This is a genomic window from Modestobacter sp. SYSU DS0904 (assembly GCF_054051115.1).
The window spans coordinates 46,539-67,308 of the sequence record NZ_JBJHAQ010000017.1 but is presented as its reverse complement, the minus strand read 5'-3'; the positions used below and the strand labels follow the sequence as shown (position 1 = coordinate 67,308).

Annotated in this window: 17 protein-coding genes; 7 read left to right on the top strand and 10 right to left on the bottom strand. The window is 76.5% G+C overall.

The window, feature by feature from the left end:
* Positions 1-37: 37 nt before the first annotated feature.
* On the top strand, positions 38-922 hold the full coding sequence (locus tag ACI79U_RS12780; RefSeq protein ID WP_457069221.1) for an alpha/beta fold hydrolase: 885 nt from the start codon (positions 38-40) through the stop codon (positions 920-922).
* Between the two features lie 82 nt (positions 923-1,004).
* Here the strand turns inward: ACI79U_RS12780 and ACI79U_RS12775 are convergent, their stop codons facing one another.
* The 9 genes from ACI79U_RS12775 to ACI79U_RS12735 form a co-directional block, all read right to left on the bottom strand.
* On the bottom strand, positions 1,005-4,334 hold the full coding sequence (locus ACI79U_RS12775; RefSeq protein WP_457069223.1) for an ATP-dependent helicase: 3,330 nt from the start codon (positions 4,332-4,334) through the stop codon (positions 1,005-1,007).
* Positions 4,331-7,552 (bottom strand): ATP-dependent helicase, encoded by a 3,222-nt coding sequence (locus ACI79U_RS12770; RefSeq protein WP_457069225.1) that lies wholly within the window; start codon positions 7,550-7,552, stop codon positions 4,331-4,333. Before ACI79U_RS12770 ends, ACI79U_RS12775 begins: the two co-directional genes overlap by 4 nt.
* A 55-nt stretch (positions 7,553-7,607) precedes the next feature.
* Entirely contained in the window at positions 7,608-7,922 is a 315-nt protein-coding gene (locus tag ACI79U_RS12765) for an MGMT family protein (RefSeq protein WP_457069227.1), read from the bottom strand.
* A gap of 4 nt (positions 7,923-7,926) precedes the next feature.
* Complete coding sequence (locus ACI79U_RS12760; protein ID WP_457069229.1) at positions 7,927-8,562, bottom strand: hypothetical protein; 636 nt, start codon at positions 8,560-8,562, stop codon at positions 7,927-7,929.
* A 324-nt stretch (positions 8,563-8,886) separates the two neighbouring features.
* A complete protein-coding gene (locus tag ACI79U_RS12755; RefSeq protein WP_457069231.1) occupies positions 8,887-9,474 on the bottom strand; it encodes a TIGR03086 family metal-binding protein in 588 nt (195 codons plus the stop codon).
* Positions 9,475-9,604: 130 nt separating this feature from the next.
* Positions 9,605-10,765, bottom strand: a complete 1,161-nt coding sequence (gene moeZ / locus ACI79U_RS12750) for an adenylyltransferase/sulfurtransferase MoeZ (RefSeq protein ID WP_457069233.1) — start codon at positions 10,763-10,765, stop codon at positions 9,605-9,607.
* Positions 10,766-10,913: 148 nt separating this feature from the next.
* The gene (locus tag ACI79U_RS12745) at positions 10,914-11,276 is read right to left on the bottom strand and encodes a DUF6578 domain-containing protein (protein WP_457069235.1); all 363 of its coding nucleotides are present in this window, start codon (positions 11,274-11,276) and stop codon (positions 10,914-10,916) included.
* 131 nt (positions 11,277-11,407) lie between these two features.
* The gene (locus tag ACI79U_RS12740) at positions 11,408-12,436 is read right to left on the bottom strand and encodes a DUF3152 domain-containing protein (RefSeq protein WP_457069237.1); all 1,029 of its coding nucleotides are present in this window, start codon (positions 12,434-12,436) and stop codon (positions 11,408-11,410) included.
* A gap of 74 nt (positions 12,437-12,510) precedes the next feature.
* Entirely contained in the window at positions 12,511-13,536 is a 1,026-nt protein-coding gene (locus ACI79U_RS12735) for an alpha/beta fold hydrolase (protein ID WP_457069239.1), read from the bottom strand.
* Between the two features lie 102 nt (positions 13,537-13,638).
* Here ACI79U_RS12735 and ACI79U_RS12730 point away from each other — a divergent pair, with 102 nt between their 5' ends.
* Positions 13,639-14,289 carry a TetR/AcrR family transcriptional regulator gene (locus ACI79U_RS12730; RefSeq protein WP_457069241.1) on the top strand — a complete coding sequence of 217 codons (651 nt, stop codon included), beginning with the start codon at positions 13,639-13,641 and terminating at the stop codon, positions 14,287-14,289.
* A gap of 105 nt (positions 14,290-14,394) precedes the next feature.
* Entirely contained in the window at positions 14,395-14,622 is a 228-nt protein-coding gene (locus ACI79U_RS12725; protein WP_457069243.1) for a DUF3107 domain-containing protein, read from the top strand.
* A gap of 138 nt (positions 14,623-14,760) precedes the next feature.
* On the opposite strand, the gene ACI79U_RS12720 is transcribed toward ACI79U_RS12725, so the two are convergent.
* Positions 14,761-15,417 (bottom strand): ferritin-like fold-containing protein, encoded by a 657-nt coding sequence (locus tag ACI79U_RS12720; protein WP_457069245.1) that lies wholly within the window; start codon positions 15,415-15,417, stop codon positions 14,761-14,763.
* 301 nt (positions 15,418-15,718) lie between these two features.
* Here ACI79U_RS12720 and ACI79U_RS12715 point away from each other — a divergent pair, with 301 nt between their 5' ends.
* The 4 genes from ACI79U_RS12715 to ACI79U_RS12700 all read left to right on the top strand — a co-directional run bounded on the left by ACI79U_RS12715 (position 15,719) and on the right by ACI79U_RS12700 (position 20,765).
* Positions 15,719-17,548, top strand: coding sequence for a DEAD/DEAH box helicase (locus ACI79U_RS12715; RefSeq protein ID WP_457069247.1), 1,830 nt, complete (start codon positions 15,719-15,721; stop codon positions 17,546-17,548).
* Positions 17,548-18,771 carry an outer membrane protein assembly factor BamB family protein gene (locus ACI79U_RS12710; RefSeq protein WP_457069249.1) on the top strand — a complete coding sequence of 408 codons (1,224 nt, stop codon included), beginning with the start codon at positions 17,548-17,550 and terminating at the stop codon, positions 18,769-18,771. Before ACI79U_RS12715 ends, ACI79U_RS12710 begins: the two co-directional genes overlap by 1 nt.
* A 150-nt stretch (positions 18,772-18,921) precedes the next feature.
* Positions 18,922-19,896 (top strand): alpha/beta fold hydrolase, encoded by a 975-nt coding sequence (locus ACI79U_RS12705; protein WP_457069251.1) that lies wholly within the window; start codon positions 18,922-18,924, stop codon positions 19,894-19,896.
* Positions 19,893-20,765 carry an oxygenase MpaB family protein gene (locus tag ACI79U_RS12700; protein WP_457069253.1) on the top strand — a complete coding sequence of 291 codons (873 nt, stop codon included), beginning with the start codon at positions 19,893-19,895 and terminating at the stop codon, positions 20,763-20,765. Before ACI79U_RS12705 ends, ACI79U_RS12700 begins: the two co-directional genes overlap by 4 nt.
* Positions 20,766-20,770 lie beyond the last annotated feature (5 nt).

Below are 20,770 nucleotides of genomic sequence, written 5' to 3'. Positions count from 1 at the left end.
CGGCCCGTCCGAGCACGCGCCGGGCTAGGTTGCCTGCATGGCCGTGGGGATGCTGCAGGTGGATGTCGGCGACCTGACCTTCGACGTCCGGACCGACGGACCGGACGACGGGCTGCCGGTGCTCTTGCTGCACGGCTTCCCCGAGACGTCGCTGTCCTGGTCGGCGGTGACGCCGCTGCTGGCCCAGGCCGGGCTGCGCACCTTCGCCCCCGACCAGCTGGGCTACTCCCCCGGTGCGCGGCCGATGGACGTCGACTCGTACGCGCTGGCCAACCTGGTCCAGGTCACCGCGGACCTGATGACCGCGCTGGACGTGCCGGTGGCGCACGTGGTCGGCCACGACTGGGGCGCGAACGTGGCCTGGGCGCTCGCCGCCTGGCACCCGGACCGGGTGGCGTCGCTGACCGCGGTCTCGGTGCCACACCCGACGGCGTTCACGCTGGCCTACCGGGCCGACCCGGAGCAGAAGGAGCGGTCGGGGTACATCCGGCTGTTCCGGCAGGAGGGTGCGGGCGAGGAGGCGCTGCTCCGCGACGGCGCCCGGCGGCTGCGCCGGCTGCTGGAGGCGCCCGGGGTGCCCGCCGAGGCGGTCGACGCCTACGTCGGCGTGCTGTCGGCGCCGGGCGCGCTTACGGCCGCGCTGAACTGGTACCGGGCGATGGACGCCCGCACCCGGGTCGACCCGGTCGAGGTGCCGACGACGTTCGTCTGGAGCGACGGCGACGTGGCGATCGGCCGCACCGCCGCCGAGGCGTGCGCGGACCAGGTGACCGGCGACTACCGCTTCGTCGAGCTGCCCGGGATCACCCACTGGGTGCCCGAGCAGGCACCGGAGGCGCTGGCCGGGGCGATCATCGAGCGGGTGGCCGGCGGGGTCGTCTTCGACCCGGCCCGAGGCCACCACCACGCCCCGCCGAGTTGAGCGCCCAGGGCCCGCTGATGTGCGCTGAGTGCTGGTTCCGGGGCCTGGAACCAGCACTCAGCGCACACTGACGGATCCGCCGTCAGTCCGCGCCGGTGACGAGGGCGAGCAGTCCGGCTTCGTCGAGCAGGTCGACCGGGCGCAGGGTGACCCCGTCGGCGACGTGGTGGAACCCGGCGCTGACCCGCTCCACCGGCACGCCGGTCAACCGCGACCAGCCCAGCCGGTAGGCGGCCAGCTGCACGCTCGCCGCGGCCAGCTCGGCCGCGCCGGGCACCGGCCCGGTCTTCCAGTCGATCACCTCGAAGCCGCCGTCGGGGGTGGCGTAGACGGCGTCGATCCGCCCGCGCAGGGTGAGCGGCCCGAGCGGGGTCTCGAACGGCGCCTCCACGTCGACCGGCTGCCGGTCGGCCCACTCGCCGGCGAGGAAGGCCTGCTGCAGCGCCCCGAGCGCCTCGTCGGGCGCGGCCGCGGCGTCGCCGGAGCCGGGGAGCTCGTCGAGGTCGATCAACCGGGAGGTGCCGAACCGCTCCTCCAGCCAGGCGTGGAACGCGGTGCCGCGGCGGGCCAGCGGCGCCGGTGCCGCGGGCATCGGCCGGCGCAGCCGCCGGGCCAGCTCGGCCGGGTCACGGCGCAGCGCCACCAGCGCCGACACCGACAGGTGCGCGGGCAGCGGCACCTCGACCGTGCCGCGCCAGGACTCGGCCCGCTCCCGCAGCAGCAGCTCGGCGTCGCGCAGCCAGTCGGCGACCAGCGCGTCGTCGGTGGCCTGCAGCGCCTCGTCGGTGAGCGGGTGCGGCCGGCTGGCGGCGACCAGCTCGGCGGCCGCGCTCAGCGACCGGCGGCGGTTCGCGGACAGCGGGTCGGCCGGCCACACCCCGATCGGCCACTCGGCCAGTGCGGGGTTCTCCGCGTCGTCGGCCGGTGGCTCGGCCCAGGCGTCGACCACGCCGGCCCCGCCGTCGACGGACCCGGCCTCCACGGCGTCCTTGACCGCCAGCAGCAGCGAGGACGGCCCGCACACGGTCTTGCCGTCGCGCCACCAGCTGCCCGAGCACAGCAGCAGGTGCTTGGCCCGGGTGACCGCCACGTAGCCGAGCCGGATCTCCTCGGCCAGCCCGAAGTCCTTCCACTCGGCGACGTAGTCGGCCAGCGCGTCGCGGACGGAGGCCTGGTCACCGGAGCCGGGTACCGGCAGGTGCAGCCGGGGCAGCTCGGCGCGGTCGGTGACCCGCAGGTCGACCGGGACGGCGCCGGGGTCGCGGATCCAGGAGTCGGAGGCGTCGCCCTTGGCCGGGAACTGGCCGACGGTCATGCCGGGGACGGCGACGACGTCCCACTCCAGGCCCTTGGCCGAGTGCCCGGTGAGCAGCTGCACCGCCTCCGGGTTGACCGCGACCTCCCCGGGCTCCAGGCCGCGCTCGCGGACCTCGGCGTCGGCGAGGTAGCCGAGGAACGCCGGCAGCGAGGGCAGCTCGGCCAGCTCGGTGAACTGGGCGGCGACCTCGTGCAGGGCGTCGAGGTGAGTGCGTGCCCGGCCCGGGGTGGCGTCGGGGTGGCTGGCCAGTTCGGTCTCCAGGCCCTGGGTGCGCACCACCTCGTCGACCAGGTCGGGCAGCGACTCGCCCAGCCGCCCGCGCAGCGTGGCCAGCTCGGTGCCGAGTCGCCGGAGCCGGCGGAAGCCCTCGGCGGAGTAGGCGTCGGGTCGGCCCAGGTCGTCCAGCGCCTCCACGATGCTGCCGCGTTCCCGGGGCAGCTCGGGGGTGGCGGCCTCGGTGGGGCCGGCGGCGACGTCGCCGGGTGGGTTGCCGGGCTCGGTGGCCGCGGCCCGCCGCTCGCGCACCAGCGACCGCGCCCGGGCCTCCAGCGCGGCGAGGTCGCGCGGGCCGATCCGCCAGCGGGCGCCGGTGAGCAGCCGGCCCAGCGCGTCGCCGGCGGTGGGGTCGACCAGCACCCGCATCGTGGCGACGACGTCGGAGACCTCCGGGACGTCGAGCAGCCCACCGAGCCCGACCACCTCGACCGGCAGCCCGCGCTCGCGCAGCGCCGCCGCGATGCCGGGCAGCTGGGCCCGGCGGCGGGCCAGCACCGCGATCGTCGGGCGGCGCTCGGCAGGGCGGTGCCACTCGGCGGCCAGCCGGTCGGCCAGCGCCGCGGTCTCCTCGGCGACGGTCTCGTACAGGCCGACGTGCACCGCGCCCGGGCCGGCGACCGGCGCGGCGGTGAGGTCCGGCAGCGGCTGCTCGGGCTCGGGCAGCGCGGCGGCCACGGCGTTGGCGACGGCCAGCACGGCCCGGTCGTTGCGCCAGCTGGTGGAGAGCGTCAGCCGCTCGGCCGGCCGCTCCGGGCTGCCGGGGAAGGTGCGGGCGAACCGCTCGATGGTGCCGGCCGAGGCGCCGCGCCAGCCGTAGATCGACTGCCGCGGGTCACCGACGGCGAGCACCGGGTGCCCGCCCGGCCCACCGAACAGCGCCTCGAGCATGCGGAGCTGGCCGACGCTGGTGTCCTGGTACTCGTCGAGCAGCACCACCCGCCAGCGGGCCCGCTCCCGGCGGCCCACCTCCGGGGAGCCGACCGCCACCCGCGCGGCGTAGGCCACCTGGTCGGCGTAGTCGATCGCGCCGGCGGCCCGCTTGCGCGCCTCGAACGCCTCGACCATCGGCAGCAGCGCCACGCGGGCCCGCTGGCGGGCCAGCAGGGCCAGCACGTCGGCGTAGGGGCCCTTCTTCCGGCCCGCGTCGGCGTAGCCGTGCAGCTGGGTCTCGAAGCGGGCGGTCCAGGCGCGCAAGCGGTCCGGGCTGACGTCGTGCTCGCCGAGCTCCGCGGCCAGCTGCAGCACGTCCTCGGTGGTGGTGACCAGCCCCAGGGCCACGTCGGCCATGTCGCCGGTGTGCCCGGCGACGACGGTGGCCGCCTGCCCCCAGCACATCGCCGGGCCGAGCACGCCGGCACCGGGCTCCACGCCGATCCGGAGTCCGTGCTCGGCGACGATCCCGGCGGCGTAGCCGTGGTAGGTGGCGACGGTGGGCGCCGCGACGGACAGCCGCTCGCGCAGCGCCGGGTCGGTGTCGGGGTGCTCGGCCAACGCACCCAGCCGCAGCCGCACCCGGGCGTTGAGCTCGCTGGCGGCCTTGCGGGTGAAGGTGAGCCCGAGCACCGCCTCCGGGGCGACCATCTGGTTGGCGACGAGCCAGGCGACCCGGGCGGCCATCGTCTCGGTCTTGCCCGACCCGGCGCCGGCGACCACGACCAGCGGCCGGTCGACCGGCGCGGAGACCACCCCGGCCTGCTCGTCCGACGGCGCGTAGCCCAGCCCGCACCGGGTGGCGACCTCAGCGGGGGTGAGCAGCCGGGGCACCTCGGGCTCCCCGACGGGACCCATCCCCGGCAGGTCGAACGCGAGTTGCGTCACGAGGTCACCTGCCGGCCGGACTCCTGCACCGGGCAGCTGCGCCGGAACGCGCAGCGCTCGCAGTCGGTGTCCGTGCGGGCCACGAACGTGCCGGCACCCATGCCCTCGCCCACCTCCGCGATCAGCTCCCCGGCCCACGTCTCGCGCGGGTCGACGTCGGTGGGCAGCGGCGTCTGCGCGTGCTCCTTGGCCGCCTTCTGCGCCCCGCCCACCTGCAGCAGCGCCGCTCCCCCGCTCACCGTGCCGTGCTGCTCGAAGGCGCCCTCGGCGACGGCCAGCTGGTAGGCCGCCAGCTGCCCGTGCTCCTCCACCGTGCGCGGCGCGGTCTTCCCGGTCTTCAGGTCGACCACGACCAGCCGACCCTCGGCGTCGCGTTCCAGCCGGTCGACCTGGCCGCGCAGCCGGGCCCGGCCGATGACGACGTCGAAGTCCTCCTCGGCGGCGACCAGCTCGCGGTCGCCGCGGGCGTGCCAGGCGAGGAACTTGGTCAGCATCTCCTGGGCCCGGTCGCGCTGCCGCTGGTCGAACCAGCCCGGCCCGAGGTCCAGGCCGTCGAGCTCGGCGTCGAGCACCGCCGGCGCGTCGGCCGGGGGCAGCCCCTCGGCCACCCGCTGGGCGACGTCGTGCACCGCCGACCCGACCGTGCGGGTCGCCTCCGGGGCGGCCTCGGCGCCGACCGCGCCGAGCACCCACCGCAGCGGGCACCGCTGGAAGGTGTCGATCGCCGAGGGCCGCACCGGGACGACGTCGGCCGGGTCGACCAGGGGCGCGTCGTCGGATAGCGGCGCCAGGCCCCACCAGCCGGCCGGGTCGGCGCCGGGCACCCGCTCGTCGGCCAGCCGGCGCAGCACGGCGGCGGCGCTGGACCGGCGCGGCGCCGGCGTGTGCGGGTCGGTGAGGTGCCGGCGCAGCTCGGCGACCAGCGCCGGGAGCGTGAGCTGCCGGGGCAGCGGGGTGTGCGGCCGGGTGCCGTCGCCGCCGGCGGGCAGCGGAGCCACCAGGTCCAGGAAGCGCGACGCCGCGGCCCCGGCGTCACCACCCTCGAGCGCGCCGTCGACGGCGGTGACCAGCAGCCGCCGGCGGGCCCGGGTGCACGCCACGTAAAACAGCCGGCGCTCCTCGGCGAGGGCGAGCGTCCGGCGGTCGAGGTTCGCCGGGTCGGTGCCCCCGGCGGCGTCCACCAGGTCCTCCGCGCCGAGCAGGCTGGCCCGGGTGCGCAGGTCCGGCCACACGCCCTCCTGCACCCCGGCCACGCAGACGACGTCCCACTCCAGGCCCTTCGAGGCGTGCGCGGTGAGCAGCCGGACCGTCTCCCCGGCCGGCGCCCGGGCCGCCCCGCTGTCACCGGGCAGCTGCTGGGCGCCCAGGTGCGCGAGGAAGGCGGCCACCCCGGCGTGCGGCAGCCGGTCGACGAACGCCGCGGCGGCGTCGAAGAGGGAGACCACCGCGTCCAGGTCGCGGTCGGCGACCGCGCCGGTCGGCCCGCCGGCGGCGCTGGCCCGGGCCCAGCGGTGGCCGAGCCCGCTGGCCTGCCACATGGCCCACAGCACGTCCTCGGCGGAGCCGTCGGAGAGCAGTGCGAGCCGCCCGGCCGAGAGCACCCGGGCGACCCGGGCCGCCGGGCGGGCCACGTGCTCGGGCAGCGCGTCGAGCAGCGTGGCGTCGGCGAGCACCGCGGCCAGCGGTGTGCCGCGGGAGCCGGCGTCCTCCCCGCGGTCGACCTGGGCCCGCCGGGCCGCGCGGCGCAGCCGGCGCAGGTCGAGCACGGTGGCCGCGCCCAGCGGCGAGGCCAGCAGCGCCTCCGCGCCCGGCTCGTCGAAGCCGGCCTCACCGGGCTCGCCGTCGACCGGGCTCGCCGCCGGCAGGAGCGCGCCGAGGGCGGCCAGGAACGGCTGCACCGCCGGCTGGGCGGCGAGCGCGACGTCGTCGGCGGAGACGGCGACCGGCACCCCGGCCTGGGTGAGCGCGCGACGTACCGGCGCGAGCCCGGTCGCGGCCGAGCGGACCACCACCGCCATCTGGGACCACGGCACGCCGTCGAGCAGGTGCGCCCGGCGGAGGGTGTCGGCGAGGAAGGCGGCCTCGGTGGCCGGGGAGTCGAAGACATGCACCTCCGCCTCCCCGGGCGCGACCCCGTCGCCGGCGGCCAGGCGGCGGTGCTCCCAGGGGCCGGGCAGCCCCTCGGCGACCCGGCGGCTGACCGCGAGGAGCTCGGCGCCCGAGCGGCGGCACACACCCAGGGACAGCCGGTCGGCGGGGCGGCCGTCGCGGTGCCGGAAGCGGGTGGGGAACTCGACGATGCCCCGCGGCTCGGCCCCGCGGAAGGCGTAGATGGCCTGGTCGGGGTCGCCGACCACGACCAGGTCGCCACCGCCGCCGGCCAGCAGCTCGACCAGCTCGACCTGTGCCGGGTCGGTGTCCTGGTACTCGTCGACGAACAGCCAGCGCGCCCGCTCGCGCTCGGTGCGCAGCAGCTCCGGGTCGGCGTGCAGCTCGTCGATCGCGGTGCGCACCAGCTCGGCCGGGTCGTAGCCGCTGGCGCCACCGCGGGCCGCGGTCGCGAAGGCGGAGACCCCGGCGTACTGGTCGGCGAAGCGGGCGGCGGCCACCCAGTGCGGCAGCCCGCGCTCCCGCCCCCAGGCGGCCAGCCGCGCGGGGTCGATGCCGCGCTCGGTGGCCCGCAGCAGCAGCTCGCGCAGCTCCTCCCGGAAGCCGGTGGTCTGCAGCGCCGCGGCCAGCTCGTCGGGCCAGCGCACGCCGTCCTCGGCGACGTCGCCGGCCAGCAGCTCGGCGACGACGGCGTCCTGCTCGGCCGCGGTCAGCAGCCGGGGGGCGGGCTCACCGCGGAGCACCGCGGCCCGGCGCAGCACGCCGAAGGCGTAGGAGTGGAACGTACGGGCCACCGGCTCGCGGATGGTGCGCCCGACCCGGGCGGTGATCCGGGTGCGCAGCTCCGCGGCGGCCTTGCGGCTGAAGGTGAGCACCAGCAGGCGCTCGGGGTCGGCGCCGGCGTCGATGCGGGCGGCGACGGCCTCCACGATCGTCGTCGTCTTGCCGGTGCCGGGCCCGGCCAGCACCAGCAGCGGCCCGCCCGGGTGGTCGACCACCGCCTGCTGGGTCGGGTCGAGCCGCGGGCGGGCGACCGGGACCGCCGCCGGCTGCACGAGCCGGTAGACCGGCTCCACCGTCGACCCGGCCGACCCGCTCTCCCCCCGCACCCCTCGATGAGAACACGACCCACCGACGGTTCCGTGGACGCCGCCGGTTCCGGTCTCAGGGCTCGTCGGGCCAGCCGACGGCGGCGAGGTCGACCCGGACGCCGCGCACCGGCACGCCCTCGGCGGCCAGCAGCTCGAGCTGGCGGACCCGCACCGGCTCGGCCGGGGTGCCGTCGGCGCGCACGACGCGGTGCCAGGGAACCGCCCCGCCGCCGGCCGACAGCGCCCGGGCCACCCGCCGCGGGCCCACGCCCACGAGGCGGCCGATGGCGCCGTAGGTGCTGACCCGGCCAGGCGGGATCGCCTCGACGGCGTCGAAGACGGCCTCGTCGACGTCGGCGGCCGACCGGCCCTCCCCCGCTGGCGTCACCGGCTCAGCCCACGAAGTCGCTGTTCTCGACCCACCACCCGTAGAGCGCGACGACGTCGCCCTGGGTCTCCCCCGGCATGCTCACCACGCCCTCGGTGAGGAACTCGTCGTCGGTCCAGTAGATGAAGGCGGCGCCGTCGGTCAGCCCGCAGGCGAGCAGCCCGCCGGTGATCTCGCCGCGCACCCACTCGCCGTAGCCGTCCTCGGTGCAGTCGGTCGCCTCGCCCCACTCCTCCAGGCCCAGGGCGGCGACGTCGGCGGCGAACACGTCGTCGAGGGTGTCGACGTCGGGGTAGCGCAGGAAGACCGCGTCGCTCGGGCCGGGCTCGCTGGACGCCGGCCCGCAGGCGGCCGCGGCGACGTCGCCGTCACCGATCAGCTCGGCCGCACCGCAGTCGGTGAAGTCGGCCGGCAGCGTGGCGATGAACTCCTCCGTGCCCACCGTCGGGGCCGCGGTGAAGCCGCCGGTGCCCGCGGCCGACGAGGGGGCGGCCGGTCGGGAGGCGGGGGCCGAGGTGTCGCTGGACGGGGTGGCCGAGGCGGTGCTGGACGACCCGTCGTCCCCGTCGCTGCCGAGCCACAGCACCAGGCCGACGGCGAGCCCGGCCAGCAGGGCGCCGACGGCCGAGGCGGTGATCACCAGGGTCCGCCTGCGGTCCGGTCCGGGGCCGCCGGGGCCCCCGGACCCGGCCCACGGCGGCGGAGCTCCCCAGCTGCCCGGCTGCCCGGGCGGCGGACCCCAGCTGCCCCCGGCCTGCTGCTGGCCGACCGGCGGCATCCCCCAGCCGGCGCCCGGCTGGGGACCCCACGGGGACTGCCCGGCGGGCTGCGCGGTGTGGGGCCCCGGCGTGGGCGGTCCCTGGGGTGGCTGGCTCATGCGTGCGGACCTCCGGCTCGGCTGTTCGACGACGGAGCCTAGGTGGGTGATGCCCGTCATCGGGCCGAACGGGCCCACGACCCACCCTCAGGAGCGACGTCCGAACCTGGCCAGCAGCCGGGTCTGCAGGTCGGCGCCGGGCGGCGGCTCGACCGGGGCGGCGAACAGGCCGGGCTGCCCCTCGTCGCCGAGGTTGGCCTCGGCGTACCGGAAGGCGGCGGCGGCCAGCTCGGGGTCCAGGTGCGTGTCGCCGCCGACGGCCCGGGCGAGGTCCCACGCGTGGACGGTGAGGTCCGCGGTCATCTCGGTGAGGTGGTCCGCGGCGCTCGCCGGGCCGGCGGGGAGCTGCACCGTGCGGTCCAGGACGGCGGGGTCGGCCCACGCCGTCAGCGCGCCGTCGGCGGCGGTCTCCCAGGCGGTGAGCGGGTCGGTGCCGACCAGCTCGTCGGTGTCGGTGGGGATGCGCTGCGCGACGACGTCCAGCGGTTCACCGGCCAGCAGCGGCGGCACCCACAGCTGCTCGCTGGTCAGGTGCGCCACCAGGTCGGCGACGCTCCACTCGGGCAGGGCGGGAGCGTCCCACTCGCCGGGCTCGACGGCGTCCACCCGGTCGGTGAACTGCGCCTGGGCCCGCTGGAAGAGCAGCAGCAGATCGGTGTGGCTCGGCTCGGGCATGACGCCAGTAGAACGCAGCCGGGCCCCGGCCCGCGCAGTGGCGGAGCCGGGGCCCAGGTAACGTGCTGGAGCGGCCCCCTCGCAGGGTCCCGGCCCGAGCGGAGCGAGGGTCGGGGGGCGAGGGGGTCCTTTAGTACGTGGGGAGCGTCTTGTCGATCCGGGTCGCCCACGAGGTGACGCCGCCCTGCACGTGCACGGCGTCCTTGAAGCCGGCGTTCTTCACCGCGGCCAGCGCCTCCGCGGAGCGGACACCGGTCTTGCAGTGCAGCACGATCGGCTTGTCGTTGGGCAGCTGCGCCAGCGCGCGGCCGGAGAGGATCTCGTCCTTCGGGATCAGCGTCGCGCCCGGAATCGAGACGATCTCGTACTCGTTGGGCTCACGGACGTCGATCAGGGCGAAGTCCTTGCCGGCGTCCATCATGTCCTTGAGCTCGTCGACGGTGATCGTCGCGCCGGCGGCCGCCAGCTGGGCCTCCTCGGAGACGACGCCGCAGAAGCTCTCGTAGTCGATCAGGCCGGTGATCGGCTCACCCTCAGGGTCCTTGCGCACCTTGATGGTGCGAAAGGTCATCTCCAGGGCGTCATAGACCATGAGCCGGCCGAGCAGCGTGTCACCGATGCCGGTGATGAGCTTGACCGCCTCGGTGGCCTGGATGGCGCCGACCGTGGCGCAGAGCACGCCCAGGACGCCGCCCTCGGCGCAGCTGGGCACCATGCCGGGCGGCGGCGGCACCGGGTAGAGGTCGCGGTAGTTGGGCCCGTGCTCGTTCCAGAAGACCGACACCTGACCGTCGAAGCGGTAGATCGAGCCCCACACGTACGGCTTGCCCAGCAGCACCGCGGCGTCGTTGACCAGGTACCGGGTGGCGAAGTTGTCGGTGCCGTCGACGATCAGGTCGTACTGGCTGAAGATCTCCAGCACGTTCTCGTTGTCCAGCCGCGTCGAGTGCAGGCGGACGTCGACGTAGGGGTTGATCTCCTTGATCGAGTCACGAGCGCTCTCGGCCTTGGAGCGGCCGATGTCGGACTGGCCGTGGATGATCTGGCGCTGCAGGTTGGACTCGTCGACGGTGTCGAACTCGACGATGCCGAGCGTGCCGACACCGGCCGCGGCCAGGTACATCAGCACCGGCGAGCCGAGGCCACCGGCGCCCACGGCGAGCACCTTGGCGTTCTTGAGCCGCTTCTGCCCGTCCATCCCGACGTCGGGGATGATCAGGTGGCGGCTGTAGCGGCGGACCTCGTCGATCGACAGGTCGTCGGCGGGCTCCACCAGGGGTGGCAACTGCACGGTGCGCTCCTCACACGGCTGTGTACGTCAGGGCTGTCCGGCCCGAGCCGGCGTCCTGGACTGCGCAACAGCCTGACACGGGCCCGTAATCCCCGTCCCGGATCCCGTCCCATCCACCGGGATGCCCGACGGCCGGGAGCGGGTGCGGTCAGCGGGACGTCCGGACGGTCACCAGGAACGTGCCGGGTCCCGGGGTGAACAGCTCACCGGTCCACGGGTCCTCCAGGTGGCCGTCGTCGTCCTCGGCGAAGCCCCGCAGCGCGGGCCCGCCCGGCACGCGGAGGACCGGCTGCGCGGTCCCCGCCCCCGGGACCACCTGGATCTCGGTGACCCGCCCACGGACCCGCTCGTCGGCTGCGACGTCGAGGCCGCCGTGGTGGGTCTCGACCAGGTGCAGGTGGCCGTCCGGCCCCTGGTGCCGGATGCACTGGAGATCGACGAGCTGGTTCCGCTCGATGGGTTCACCGCAGCACTCGTGCTCCCAGCCACCCACCTCCACGACGACGTCCACCCCGGCACGCTATTCCTGCTTCCGTGCCGCGCGGGCGATGAGGACCCCGGTAGGGCTCCCGCCGGAGACGCTGGGAACGGCTCAGCGCGAGGTCCGTGGCAGGTGGCCGCGGTGGAGTCCGGTAGGGCGACTCAGGGATGGGGCCAGGCGTTCTTGACGCAGCCCTGCAGCCCCAGCGTCTGCTGCTGCATGACCGGGGCGAGCTCGCCGGGCGCCGGGCAGGACTGGTGCCCGTTGCCCAGCGCGTGCCCGACCTCGTGGTTGACCACGTACTGCCGGTAGGTGGGGATGTCGCCCCCGTAGTCGGGGACGGCGGTCTCCCAGCGGGCCAGGTTGATGACGGCGCGCTCGCCGTACCGGCACGAGGTGTAGCCACCCGTGCCCACCCCGGGGCAGTAGGTCTCCATGCTGCCGGGGCTGACCAGGCTGACCCGGAAGTCGTAGCCACCTGCGGCGGCCTCGGCCGCGCCGACCCGCTGGAAGGACGCCCGCCCGCCGCTGCCCCACGAGCGCGGGTCGCCGAGGGTGGCCTCGACAGCGGCGGCGAACTGGGCGCCGTCCACCCCGATGCCGTCCTCGACCTCGACGACGAAGCGCTCCAGCGGGCCGGTGCCGTAGACCTGCGAGCTGCCGTCGACGACCGAGACGGTGCCCGCGCCCTGCTCGACGTAGCTGGGGGCGGCCGGCGGCGGGGGCTCCTCCGCGGGCGCGCCCTCGCCCTCGGCCGGGGCCGGCTCGGTCGGCGCCGGCGGCGGCTCGACGACGGGTGCGGTGACCGACGAGCCGGTGGCCGCCGGGTCGGCCACCGACGTCCGGTCCGAGCCGCTGAGCGCGACGTCGGCCAGGGTGACGACGGTGGCCAGCGCGAGCACCGGGATCGCGTAGGCCCGCCACCCGTACCGGCGGACGAACCGGCGCACCGGGCCCTCGGGCGGCGGCGGTGCGCCCCGGCGGGACCGGGGCACCGGGTCGGGCCGGGCGACCAGCGGGCCGGTGCGCGGGCCGGCGCCGAGCCGCGGCGGGCCCCCGGCGGGTCCCCCGGTGCGGGCGGGGCGCGGCCGGTTCGCCGTCGCGGTGGACCGGGGCGCCGGGACGGGAGGCAGCGGCGGCCGTGGCGGTCGCACCGGGTCGCGACCGGAGCGGTCGTCGGGGCTGCCCACGGCCGTCAGGCTCTCACGGATCCCACGCGGGGCGGCAGAGCAGCGGGGCGACCGCCCGGTCGCGTGTCCCGGTCTCAGGTCCGTGCGGTGGAGGCGTCCCGGCCGGTGGCGCGGGCGCGGTCCACGGCGTCCTCGGCGAGGCCCAGCACGGCCCGGGCGGTCGGCTCGGGCGCCTCCATCATCGCCAGGTGACCGATGCCGGCCTGCACCTGGAGCCGGGCGTCGGGCAGCACGTCGGCGAGCCGGGTGGCGATCTCCGGGTCGACCAGCCGGTCCCGGTCACCGGTGACCACCAGCGACGGCATCCGCACCGACCGGGCCATCCGCCAGGCGTTGGCGCGGCCGAACCGCAGGTAGGAGGTCATCAGGCCGCGCAGGCTGCGGGTGAGCGCCTGCCCCGCCCAGGGCTGCTCGTCGCGCTCCCGCATCTCCTCGACGACCTGCTGCAGGCGCTCGGGCGGGACCGCATCGGGGTTGCCGAAGCAGGTCTGCACCAGCCCGCGCACCCGCTGCTCCGGGTCGATCCCGGCCAGCCGCCGCTCGGCCAGCGCGGGCACCCCCGGCAGCAGGACCAGGGTGATGGCCCGGTCGAAGGCGGCGGGCACCCGGTAGACCGGCATGGCCGCGGAGATCAGGGAGAGGGTGGCGACCAGGTCGGGACGGCGCGCGGCCACCCACACGCTCACCAGCCCGCCGAGGGAGTTGCCGACCAGGTGCACCGGCTGCCCCTGCCCGGGGCCGGGACGGGCGGCGACCCATTCCAGGACGTCGATGACGGCCTGCGCGTGCCGCTCGATCGAGTACCGCCGCGGCGGGCCCGACCGGCCGAACCCGGGCAGGTCCAGGGCGTGGCCCTCGAAGCGGACGGCGAGCAGTGCGGCGAGGTCGGTCCAGTTGGTGGAGGCCCCGCCCAGCCCGTGCACGTACAGCGCCCGTTCGCGCGGTCCCCCGGCGGCGTCCGTGCCGTCGACGGGCCCCCGCCAGGGGGTGGACCGGACGAACACCTCGCCGCCGGTGACGGGCACCAGCTCCCCGGGCCACGGCGGGAGCAACCGGCCCAGCCGGGGCAGCGGGCTCTCGGACAGCCGGGCGTCGGTCACCCGATCGACGGTAGAACACCGACGTGACCCGCCGCCCCGGGTCGCCCGACCGTGGGCCGGTACGACGTCGTCCGCACTACCCGCCGGTAGGATCGGCGGGCCATGCAGCCCAGCCCCCCCGCCCCCGCACCGTCGGCCGGCCGCCGGACCGCCCGCCTGCCGCGCGGCGCCCGCCGGCTGCAGCTGCTGCGCGCCGCCCAGGACGTCTTCGTCGCCCAGGGCTACCACGCCGCGGCGATGGACGACATCGCCGACCGGGCCGGGGTCAGCAAGCCGGTGCTCTACCAGCACTTCCCCGGCAAGCGGGAGCTGTACCTGGCGCTGCTGGAGCAGCACGTCGACGAGCTCACCGACCGGGTGCGGCAGGCGATGGCCGGCACCGAGGACAACCGGGTGCGGGTCGACGGCGCGGTCGGCGCCTACTTCGACTTCATCGACGCCGAGGGCGAGGCCTTCCGCCTGGTGTTCGAGTCCGACCTGCGCAACGACGCCGAGGTCCGGGAGCTCGCCGACCGGGGCACGCACGCGGTCACCGAGGCGATCGCCGAGGTCATCGCCGCCGACACCGGCGCCGACCGGGAGCGGGCCCTGCTGCTGGCGGCCGGCCTGACCGGCCTGGCGGAGAGCAGCGCCCGCTGGTGGCTGGCCCGCAAGGGCACGCTCTCGCGGGACGAGGCGGTGGCATTGATGTCGGCGCTGGCGTGGCGCGGGATCTCCGGCTTCCCCCGCCGCGACGGCACCGAGGGACCGTGACCGCCGGCGGCCTCGTTCGCTGACGGCGCATCCGCCGGACCGGCTGGTCCACGGCGGCTGCACTAGCGTGGGCCGGAGCAGCCAGACCTGAGGAGGCATCTCCACGTGGAAGTCAAGATCGGTGTCCAACACTCCCCCCGCGAGCTGGTCATCGACAGCCCGAAGACCCCCGACGAGATCGCGGCGGAGGTCTCGAAGGCCATGGCGGCCGACGGCGGTCTGCTGACGCTGGTCGACGAGCGCGGCCGCCGCGTCGTCGTCCCGACGGCCAAGATCGCCTATGTCGAGATCGCCGAGGCCGACCAGCGACGGGTGGGCTTCATCGCCGGCTGACGAAGGACCCCGGCGCCCCCCACGACTCGCTGACGCTCGTCGCGGGGCCCCGCGCCGGGGCCGTTCCAGCACCTCGCCAGGGGGCGTGGCCGCAGCTGCGGCGACGCCCCCTCGGGGTTCCTCAGGGGCTGGCGTTCCTCAGGGGTTCAGGCCCAGGGCGCGCATGCGCACCGCGTGCGCCTCGGTGAGCCGCTGCAGCAGCTGGCCCACGCCGGCCAGGTCGCCGGTGCCGGTCATCATCAGGTCGGCGAGGTCGTCGTGCTCGGCGATGACCGCCTGCGACTGGGTGAGCGCCTCACCCACCAGCCGCCGGGCCCACAGCGCCAGCCGCCCGGCCAGGGTCGGGTGGGCGGCGATGGCCGCCCGGACCTCCCGGACGGCGAAGTCGGCGTGCCCGCTGTCGGCGAGCACCTCCTCCACCAGCGCGCGGTCCGGCTGGGGCAGGAACGCCGCGACCTCGCGGTAGAAGTCGGTGGCCAGGCCGTCGCCGACGTGGGCCTTGACCAGGCCCTCCAGCCAGCTGCCGGCCCGCGTCTGGTCGTGGAAGCCGTCGAGCGCGGCCACGAAGGGGGCCATCGCCTCCGCCGGGTCGACGCCCAGCTCGACCAGCCGGGCGGTCAGCCGGCCGTGGTGGTCGATCTCCGCCGCCGCCATCCGGGCCAGCGCCGCACGCCCGGCCAGCGTCGGTGCCATCCGGGCGTCCTCGGCCAGCCGGTCGAAGGCGGTGAGCTCGGCGTAGGCGAGCACGCCGAGCAGCTCCACGACCGCCCGCCGCTGGACCTCGGGGTCCAGCACGCGCCCGTCGGCACTCACTCGCGCCCGCCCCCCGTCGCCGTCCGCCCTGCCCCCGTCGGGTGGTCCCGGCGGTGTCGCAGCGGCGCACGGGCAGGCTATCGGGCTGCCGCAGGCTAGGATGGAATGCGCGGACCGCGAGGTCCGTTCACTTCACAGCAGGACCGCAATGCAATTCCGTGTGCGCTGATGACCGCTGGATGACGCTCCTCGCGGAGCTCTCCCGGGCAGTCTGCACTCGACGCCCGGTCGAACTGGCCACGTCGGCGCTGGATCGACAATCCCGGAACCGACCGGGACCGGCGTGCGTCGCCGGCGGCGCCCCGAGGACCGGGGCCGCACCACGACGCCGCAGGTCCCCCACCAGACCGAGGCGAGAGAACTGACCTCCACCGAGAACACCCCCACCACCGCCCCCGAGCTCGAGCACGCGGAGACCGGCGCACCGGCTCCCGAGGAGCTGGAGACGCAGGTCGAGGAGCTGGGCGGCGCACCCGTCGCCCCCGACAGCCCGCTGTTCAGCGACTTCGACGTGCACCCCGACATCGTGGCCGCGCTGGCCGAGGTCGGGATCCACCGCACCTTCGCCATCCAGGAGCTCACGCTCCCGCTCGCGCTCGCGGGCAACGACCTCATCGGGCAGGCCCGCACCGGCACCGGCAAGACGCTGGGCTTCGGCGTCCCGCTGCTGCAGCGCGTCGTCCCCGCGGCCGAGGGCGGTGACGGCGTCCCGCAGGCGCTCGTCGTCGTCCCCACCCGTGAGCTCTGCGTGCAGGTCTCCCGCGACCTGGCCGCCGCCGGCGCCAAGCGCGGCATCCGGGTGCAGGCCATCTACGGTGGCCGCGCCTTCGAGCCGCAGGTCGCCGCGCTGCAGGCCGGCGTCGAGGTCGTCGTCGGCACCCCCGGCCGGCTGCTGGACCTCGCGCAGCAGGGTCACCTGATCCTGGGCAAGGTCCGCGGCCTGGTCCTGGACGAGGCCGACGAGATGCTCGACCTGGGCTTCCTGCCCGACATCGAGCGCATCCTGGCGATGGTCCCGGACAAGCGGCAGACGATGCTGTTCTCCGCGACGATGCCCGGCCCGATCGTCACCCTGTCGCGGTCGTTCATGAGCCAGCCCACGCACATCCGGGCGCACGGCAACGACGAGGGCTCGACGGTCCCGCAGACCACGCAGTTCATCTACCGGGCGCACAACCTGGACAAGCCCGAGCTGCTGTCCCGGGTGCTGCAGTCCCGCGACCGCGGTCTGGTGATGGTCTTCTGCCGCACCAAGCGCACCGCGCAGAAGGTCGCCGACGAGCTGGTCGACCGCGGGTTCGCCGCGGCCGCCGTGCACGGTGACCTCGGCCAGGGCGCCCGCGAGCAGGCGCTGCGCGCCTTCCGGGCCGGCAAGGTCGACGTGCTGGTCGCCACCGACGTCGCCGCCCGCGGCATCGACGTCACCGGCGTCAGCCACGTCGTCAACTACCAGTGCCCCGAGGACGAGAAGACCTACGTGCACCGGATCGGCCGCACCGGCCGGGCCGGCAGCACCGGCGTCGCGGTCACCCTGGTCGACTGGGACGACATCCCGCGCTGGCAGCTGATCAACAAGGCGCTGGACCTGGACTTCGCCGACCCGCCGGAGACCTACTCCACCTCGCCGTGGGTCTACACCGACCTCGACGTGCCGACCACGGCCACCGGCCGGCTGCCCCGTTCGCAGCGCACCCGCGAGGGGCTGGGCGCCGAGACCCTCGAGGACCTCGGCGAGACCGGCAAGCGCCAGCGTGCCGGTGGCCCTGCCGCCGGCTCCGGGCGCGGCCCCGGCGGCGGCGCCCCCTCCAGCGGCAACCACTCCGGCCCCGGCCGGGAGGACGCCGACCCCGCGGCCGGGCGGGGCAAGAGCCGCCCGCGCCGCCGCACCCGCGGTGACGGCCCCGCGGCCGCCGGCGCGGCAGCCGCCCTCGGCAGCGACTCCCCGGCAGCCCCCGAGGCCGGTGGCGCGGAGGGCGCGGCCACCGCGACCGCGTCGGCCACCGGCGAGGGTGGCGCGCCCAAGCGTCGTCGCCGGCGTCGTGGCGGCGCCAAGCGCAGCGGCGGTGGCGCAGCCGACACCGGCTCGGCCGGCGGCGGCGACCCCACCGCCTGATGACGGGCCTGCCTTCCCCCCGCTCCTCGCTGCGCCCGGGGCGGGCCCCTGGAGGCAGGCCGTTCCAGCGCGTCACCTCGCGCCCGCCGCTGCGGGTGTGGGTCTGGACGGCGGCCGCCCTCGTGGTGGCCGCCGTCGCCGTGTCGCTGTGGCTGACCTCCGACGTCGCCGCGACCTCCTCGACGACCGCGCCGCCCGCGTCCGTCGCCGACCAGGCGCCGGCGGGGACGCTGGCCGCGGCGTGGTCGGCGCCGACCGGCGCCGAGAGCGGCCGGGTGGTGGAGAGCGGGCGCGTGCTGGTCACCGACGAGCACGGGGTGGCCATGGTCGACCCCGCCACGGGGTCGGAGGCCTGGCACTACCGACGGTCCAACGCGCAGCTGTGCGACGCGACCGCGGTCGACGGCCTGGTGATCGTGGCCTTCCGCACCGCCAGCCGGTGCAACGAGCTGACCGCACTGACCGCGGCCACCGGTGAGCGCGCCTGGTACCGCAACGTGCGATTCCGCACCGACGCCGACCTGACCAGCACCGAGCAGGTGCTGCTGGCCAGCAGCCCCACCGGGATCGTCACCATCGACCCGACCGGCGACAACACCCGCTGGCGGGTCTCCCCCGCGGACGGGTGCCGGTTCGTCGACGCCGACGCCGGCAGCACCGGCGTGACCGTGCTGCAGCGCTGCGGCGACGGCGCCCCGCTGCAGGTGCTGCTCTACGACGGGCTCGCCGGCAGCCTCACCTGGACCCGTGAGCTGTACACCGGCACCGCGACGGCGCGCCTGGCCGGGACCGACCGGCTGGTCCACGTCGTCGTCGGGGACACGGTCACCGTGCTCGACCCGGCCGACGGCGCCACGCTGCAGACCCTCGAGCTCCCGCCGCTGCCCGCCGGCGCCGACGTGCGCAGCGAGCCGCTGCTGCAGGCCGGTGTCGAGGACGTCGCCCTGCTGTGGGCCCGCGGCACGGTGTTCGCCCTGGACCCGGAGAGCGGCGCACCCCGGTGGAGCGGGCCGGCCCGCGGGCTCCCCGCCGCGCTGGGCAGCTCCCCGGTCACCGAGGTCCTGGTGCCCGAGGAGGGCGCGTTCGTCCGGCGGTCGCTGGCCGACGGCGCCGACCTGGGCCGGTCCACCGTTCCGGACGAGGTGCCCGCGGGCAGCCGCGCCGCCGTGGTCGGCCCGACCGTCGTCCTGGCCACCCCGGGTGAGGTTCGCACCTTCCGCTGACGAAGGTCGAAGGACCCCCTTCCTCCCCACCACTCGCAAGCTCGCGGCGGGCCCCTGGAAGCGGGCCGTGCCCCCCACGCCTCGCACGCTCGGCGCGGGCCCTGAAGGGTGGCCTGACGACTGGCCGAGAGGAGGTGCACACTCGGGGTCATGGTCCTGCCAGGTGGCTCCGAGCACACCGCTCCCCACGACCTCCGCCAGCTCGCCGAGCACGACGCGCGCCCGGTCACCTTCCGCGGTGGCACCGGGCCGATCGCCGGGCTGGACACCGGCGCCGACCGCGACGCCCGCGCCACCGTGCTGCTGGTGGCCGGCTACACCGGCAGCAAGGAGGACTTCGCGCCGCTGCTGACGCCGCTGGCCGAGGCCGGCCTGCGCGCCGTCGCGATCGACCAGCGCGGCCAGTACGAGTCACCCGGCCCGGACGACCCGGCGGCCTACACCGTGCCCGAGCTCGCCGCCGACGTCGTCGCCGTGGCCCGCCAGCTGCAGGAGCGGGACGGCCACCCGGTGCACCTGCTCGGGCACAGCTTCGGCGGCATCGTGAGCCGCGCCGCCGTGCTCGCCGACCCGGCCCTGTTCGCCTCGCTGACCCTGCTGGGCAGCGGCCCGGCCGGGCTGACCGGGCCCCGCGCGGAGCTGCTGCAGCACCTCTCCCCGCTGCTGGCGGCCGGGGGCGTGCAGCTGGTCAGCGACACGCTCGAGCAGCTGGCGATGACCGATCCCCGTGCCCAGGCCGTGCCGGCGCCCACCCGGGAGTTCCTCACCCGCCGCTTCCTGGCCAACAGCGCCGCCGGGCTGCTCGGCATGGCCGACGCGATGCTCGGCGAACCCGACCGGGTGGCCGAGCTGGCCGCCTCGGGGGTGCCGGTGCTGGTGGCGCACGGCATCGCCGACGACGCGTGGCGGCCGACGCTGCAGGCGGAGATGGCCGAGCGGCTGGGCGCCCGGCACGAGGTCATCCCGCAGGCGGTGCACTCCCCGGCGATCGAGAACCCGGCCCGCACGCTCGCCGTCCTGCTGGACTTCCTCGCCGACCCGGCCGCCTCGACCGACGCCGCGCGCTCCGCCGCTCCCCGCTCGTCCACCCCCCGGTCCGCCGACGACGCCGGGGCGGTGCGATGAGGCCGACGCCCTCCCTGCGCGAGTTCACCGCGGAGGAGGACCGGCTGGGCTTCTTCGGCCCGGACAGCATCACCTGGCGGATCCACGCCGATCCGGCGTTCTCCGTGGGGGGCATCCGGGCGCTGCTGCTGCAGGCGCTGCACCCCGTGGCGATGGACGGCGTGCACCAGTTCTCCGAGGCCTTCGGCAGCGAGCCGTGGGCGCGGCTGACCCGGACCGCCGAGTACGTCGCCACGCTCACCTTCGGCACCCGCCGGGACGCGCTGCGCGCGGTGCGCCGGGTGCGCGGGATGCACCGCGACAAGTCGGCGGTGGAGCAGACCACCGGGCGGGCATACTCCGTCGACGACGCCGACCTGCTGCTCTGGGTGCACTGCTGCGAGGTCGACTCGCTGCTGTCCACCGCCCGCCGGGCCGGGGTGCCGTTGACCGATGCCGACGCCGACCGCTACGTCGCCGAGCAGGTGGTGGCCGCGGTGCTCATCGGCTGCGAGCCCGACGACGTCCCCGCCACCGCCGCGGAGCTGGCCGGCTACCTGGACCGCACCCGCCCCCGGCTGGCGGTCACCCCCGCCGCGCGCACCGCCTCCCGGTTCGTGCTCGTGCCGCCGATGCCCGGCTGGGTGCAGCTGTTCACCCCCGCCCGCCCGGCGTGGAGCTCCCTGGCCACCCTGGGTGCGGCGACGCTGCCGCAGTGGGCCCGCCGGCTGTACGGCCTGCCCGGGTTCGGCCTCACCGACGCGGCGGCGACCGCGGCGCTGCGCGCGTTCCGACAGACGGCGCTGGCGGTGCCCGCCCGGGTGCGGGAGTCGCCGATCGTGCGCGCCGCCCGGGAGCGCGTCGCCGGCGACGTCGCGCTCAGCGCTTAGGCCGT

Excerpts from the sequence above, each read along its gene's own strand:
- ACI79U_RS12780 (WP_457069221.1), top strand. The coding sequence starts at position 38 with ATGGCCGTGGGGATGCTGCAGGTGGATGTCGGCGACCTGACCTTCGAC.
- ACI79U_RS12755 (WP_457069231.1), bottom strand. The coding sequence starts at position 9,474 with ATGCCCGAGCCGAGCCACACCGATCTGCTGCTGCTCTTCCAGCGGGCC.
- ACI79U_RS12730 (WP_457069241.1), top strand. The coding sequence starts at position 13,639 with ATGCAGCCCAGCCCCCCCGCCCCCGCACCGTCGGCCGGCCGCCGGACC.
- ACI79U_RS12710 (WP_457069249.1), top strand. The coding sequence starts at position 17,548 with ATGACGGGCCTGCCTTCCCCCCGCTCCTCGCTGCGCCCGGGGCGGGCC.
- ACI79U_RS12705 (WP_457069251.1), top strand. The coding sequence starts at position 18,922 with ATGGTCCTGCCAGGTGGCTCCGAGCACACCGCTCCCCACGACCTCCGC.
- ACI79U_RS12700 (WP_457069253.1), top strand. The coding sequence starts at position 19,893 with ATGAGGCCGACGCCCTCCCTGCGCGAGTTCACCGCGGAGGAGGACCGG.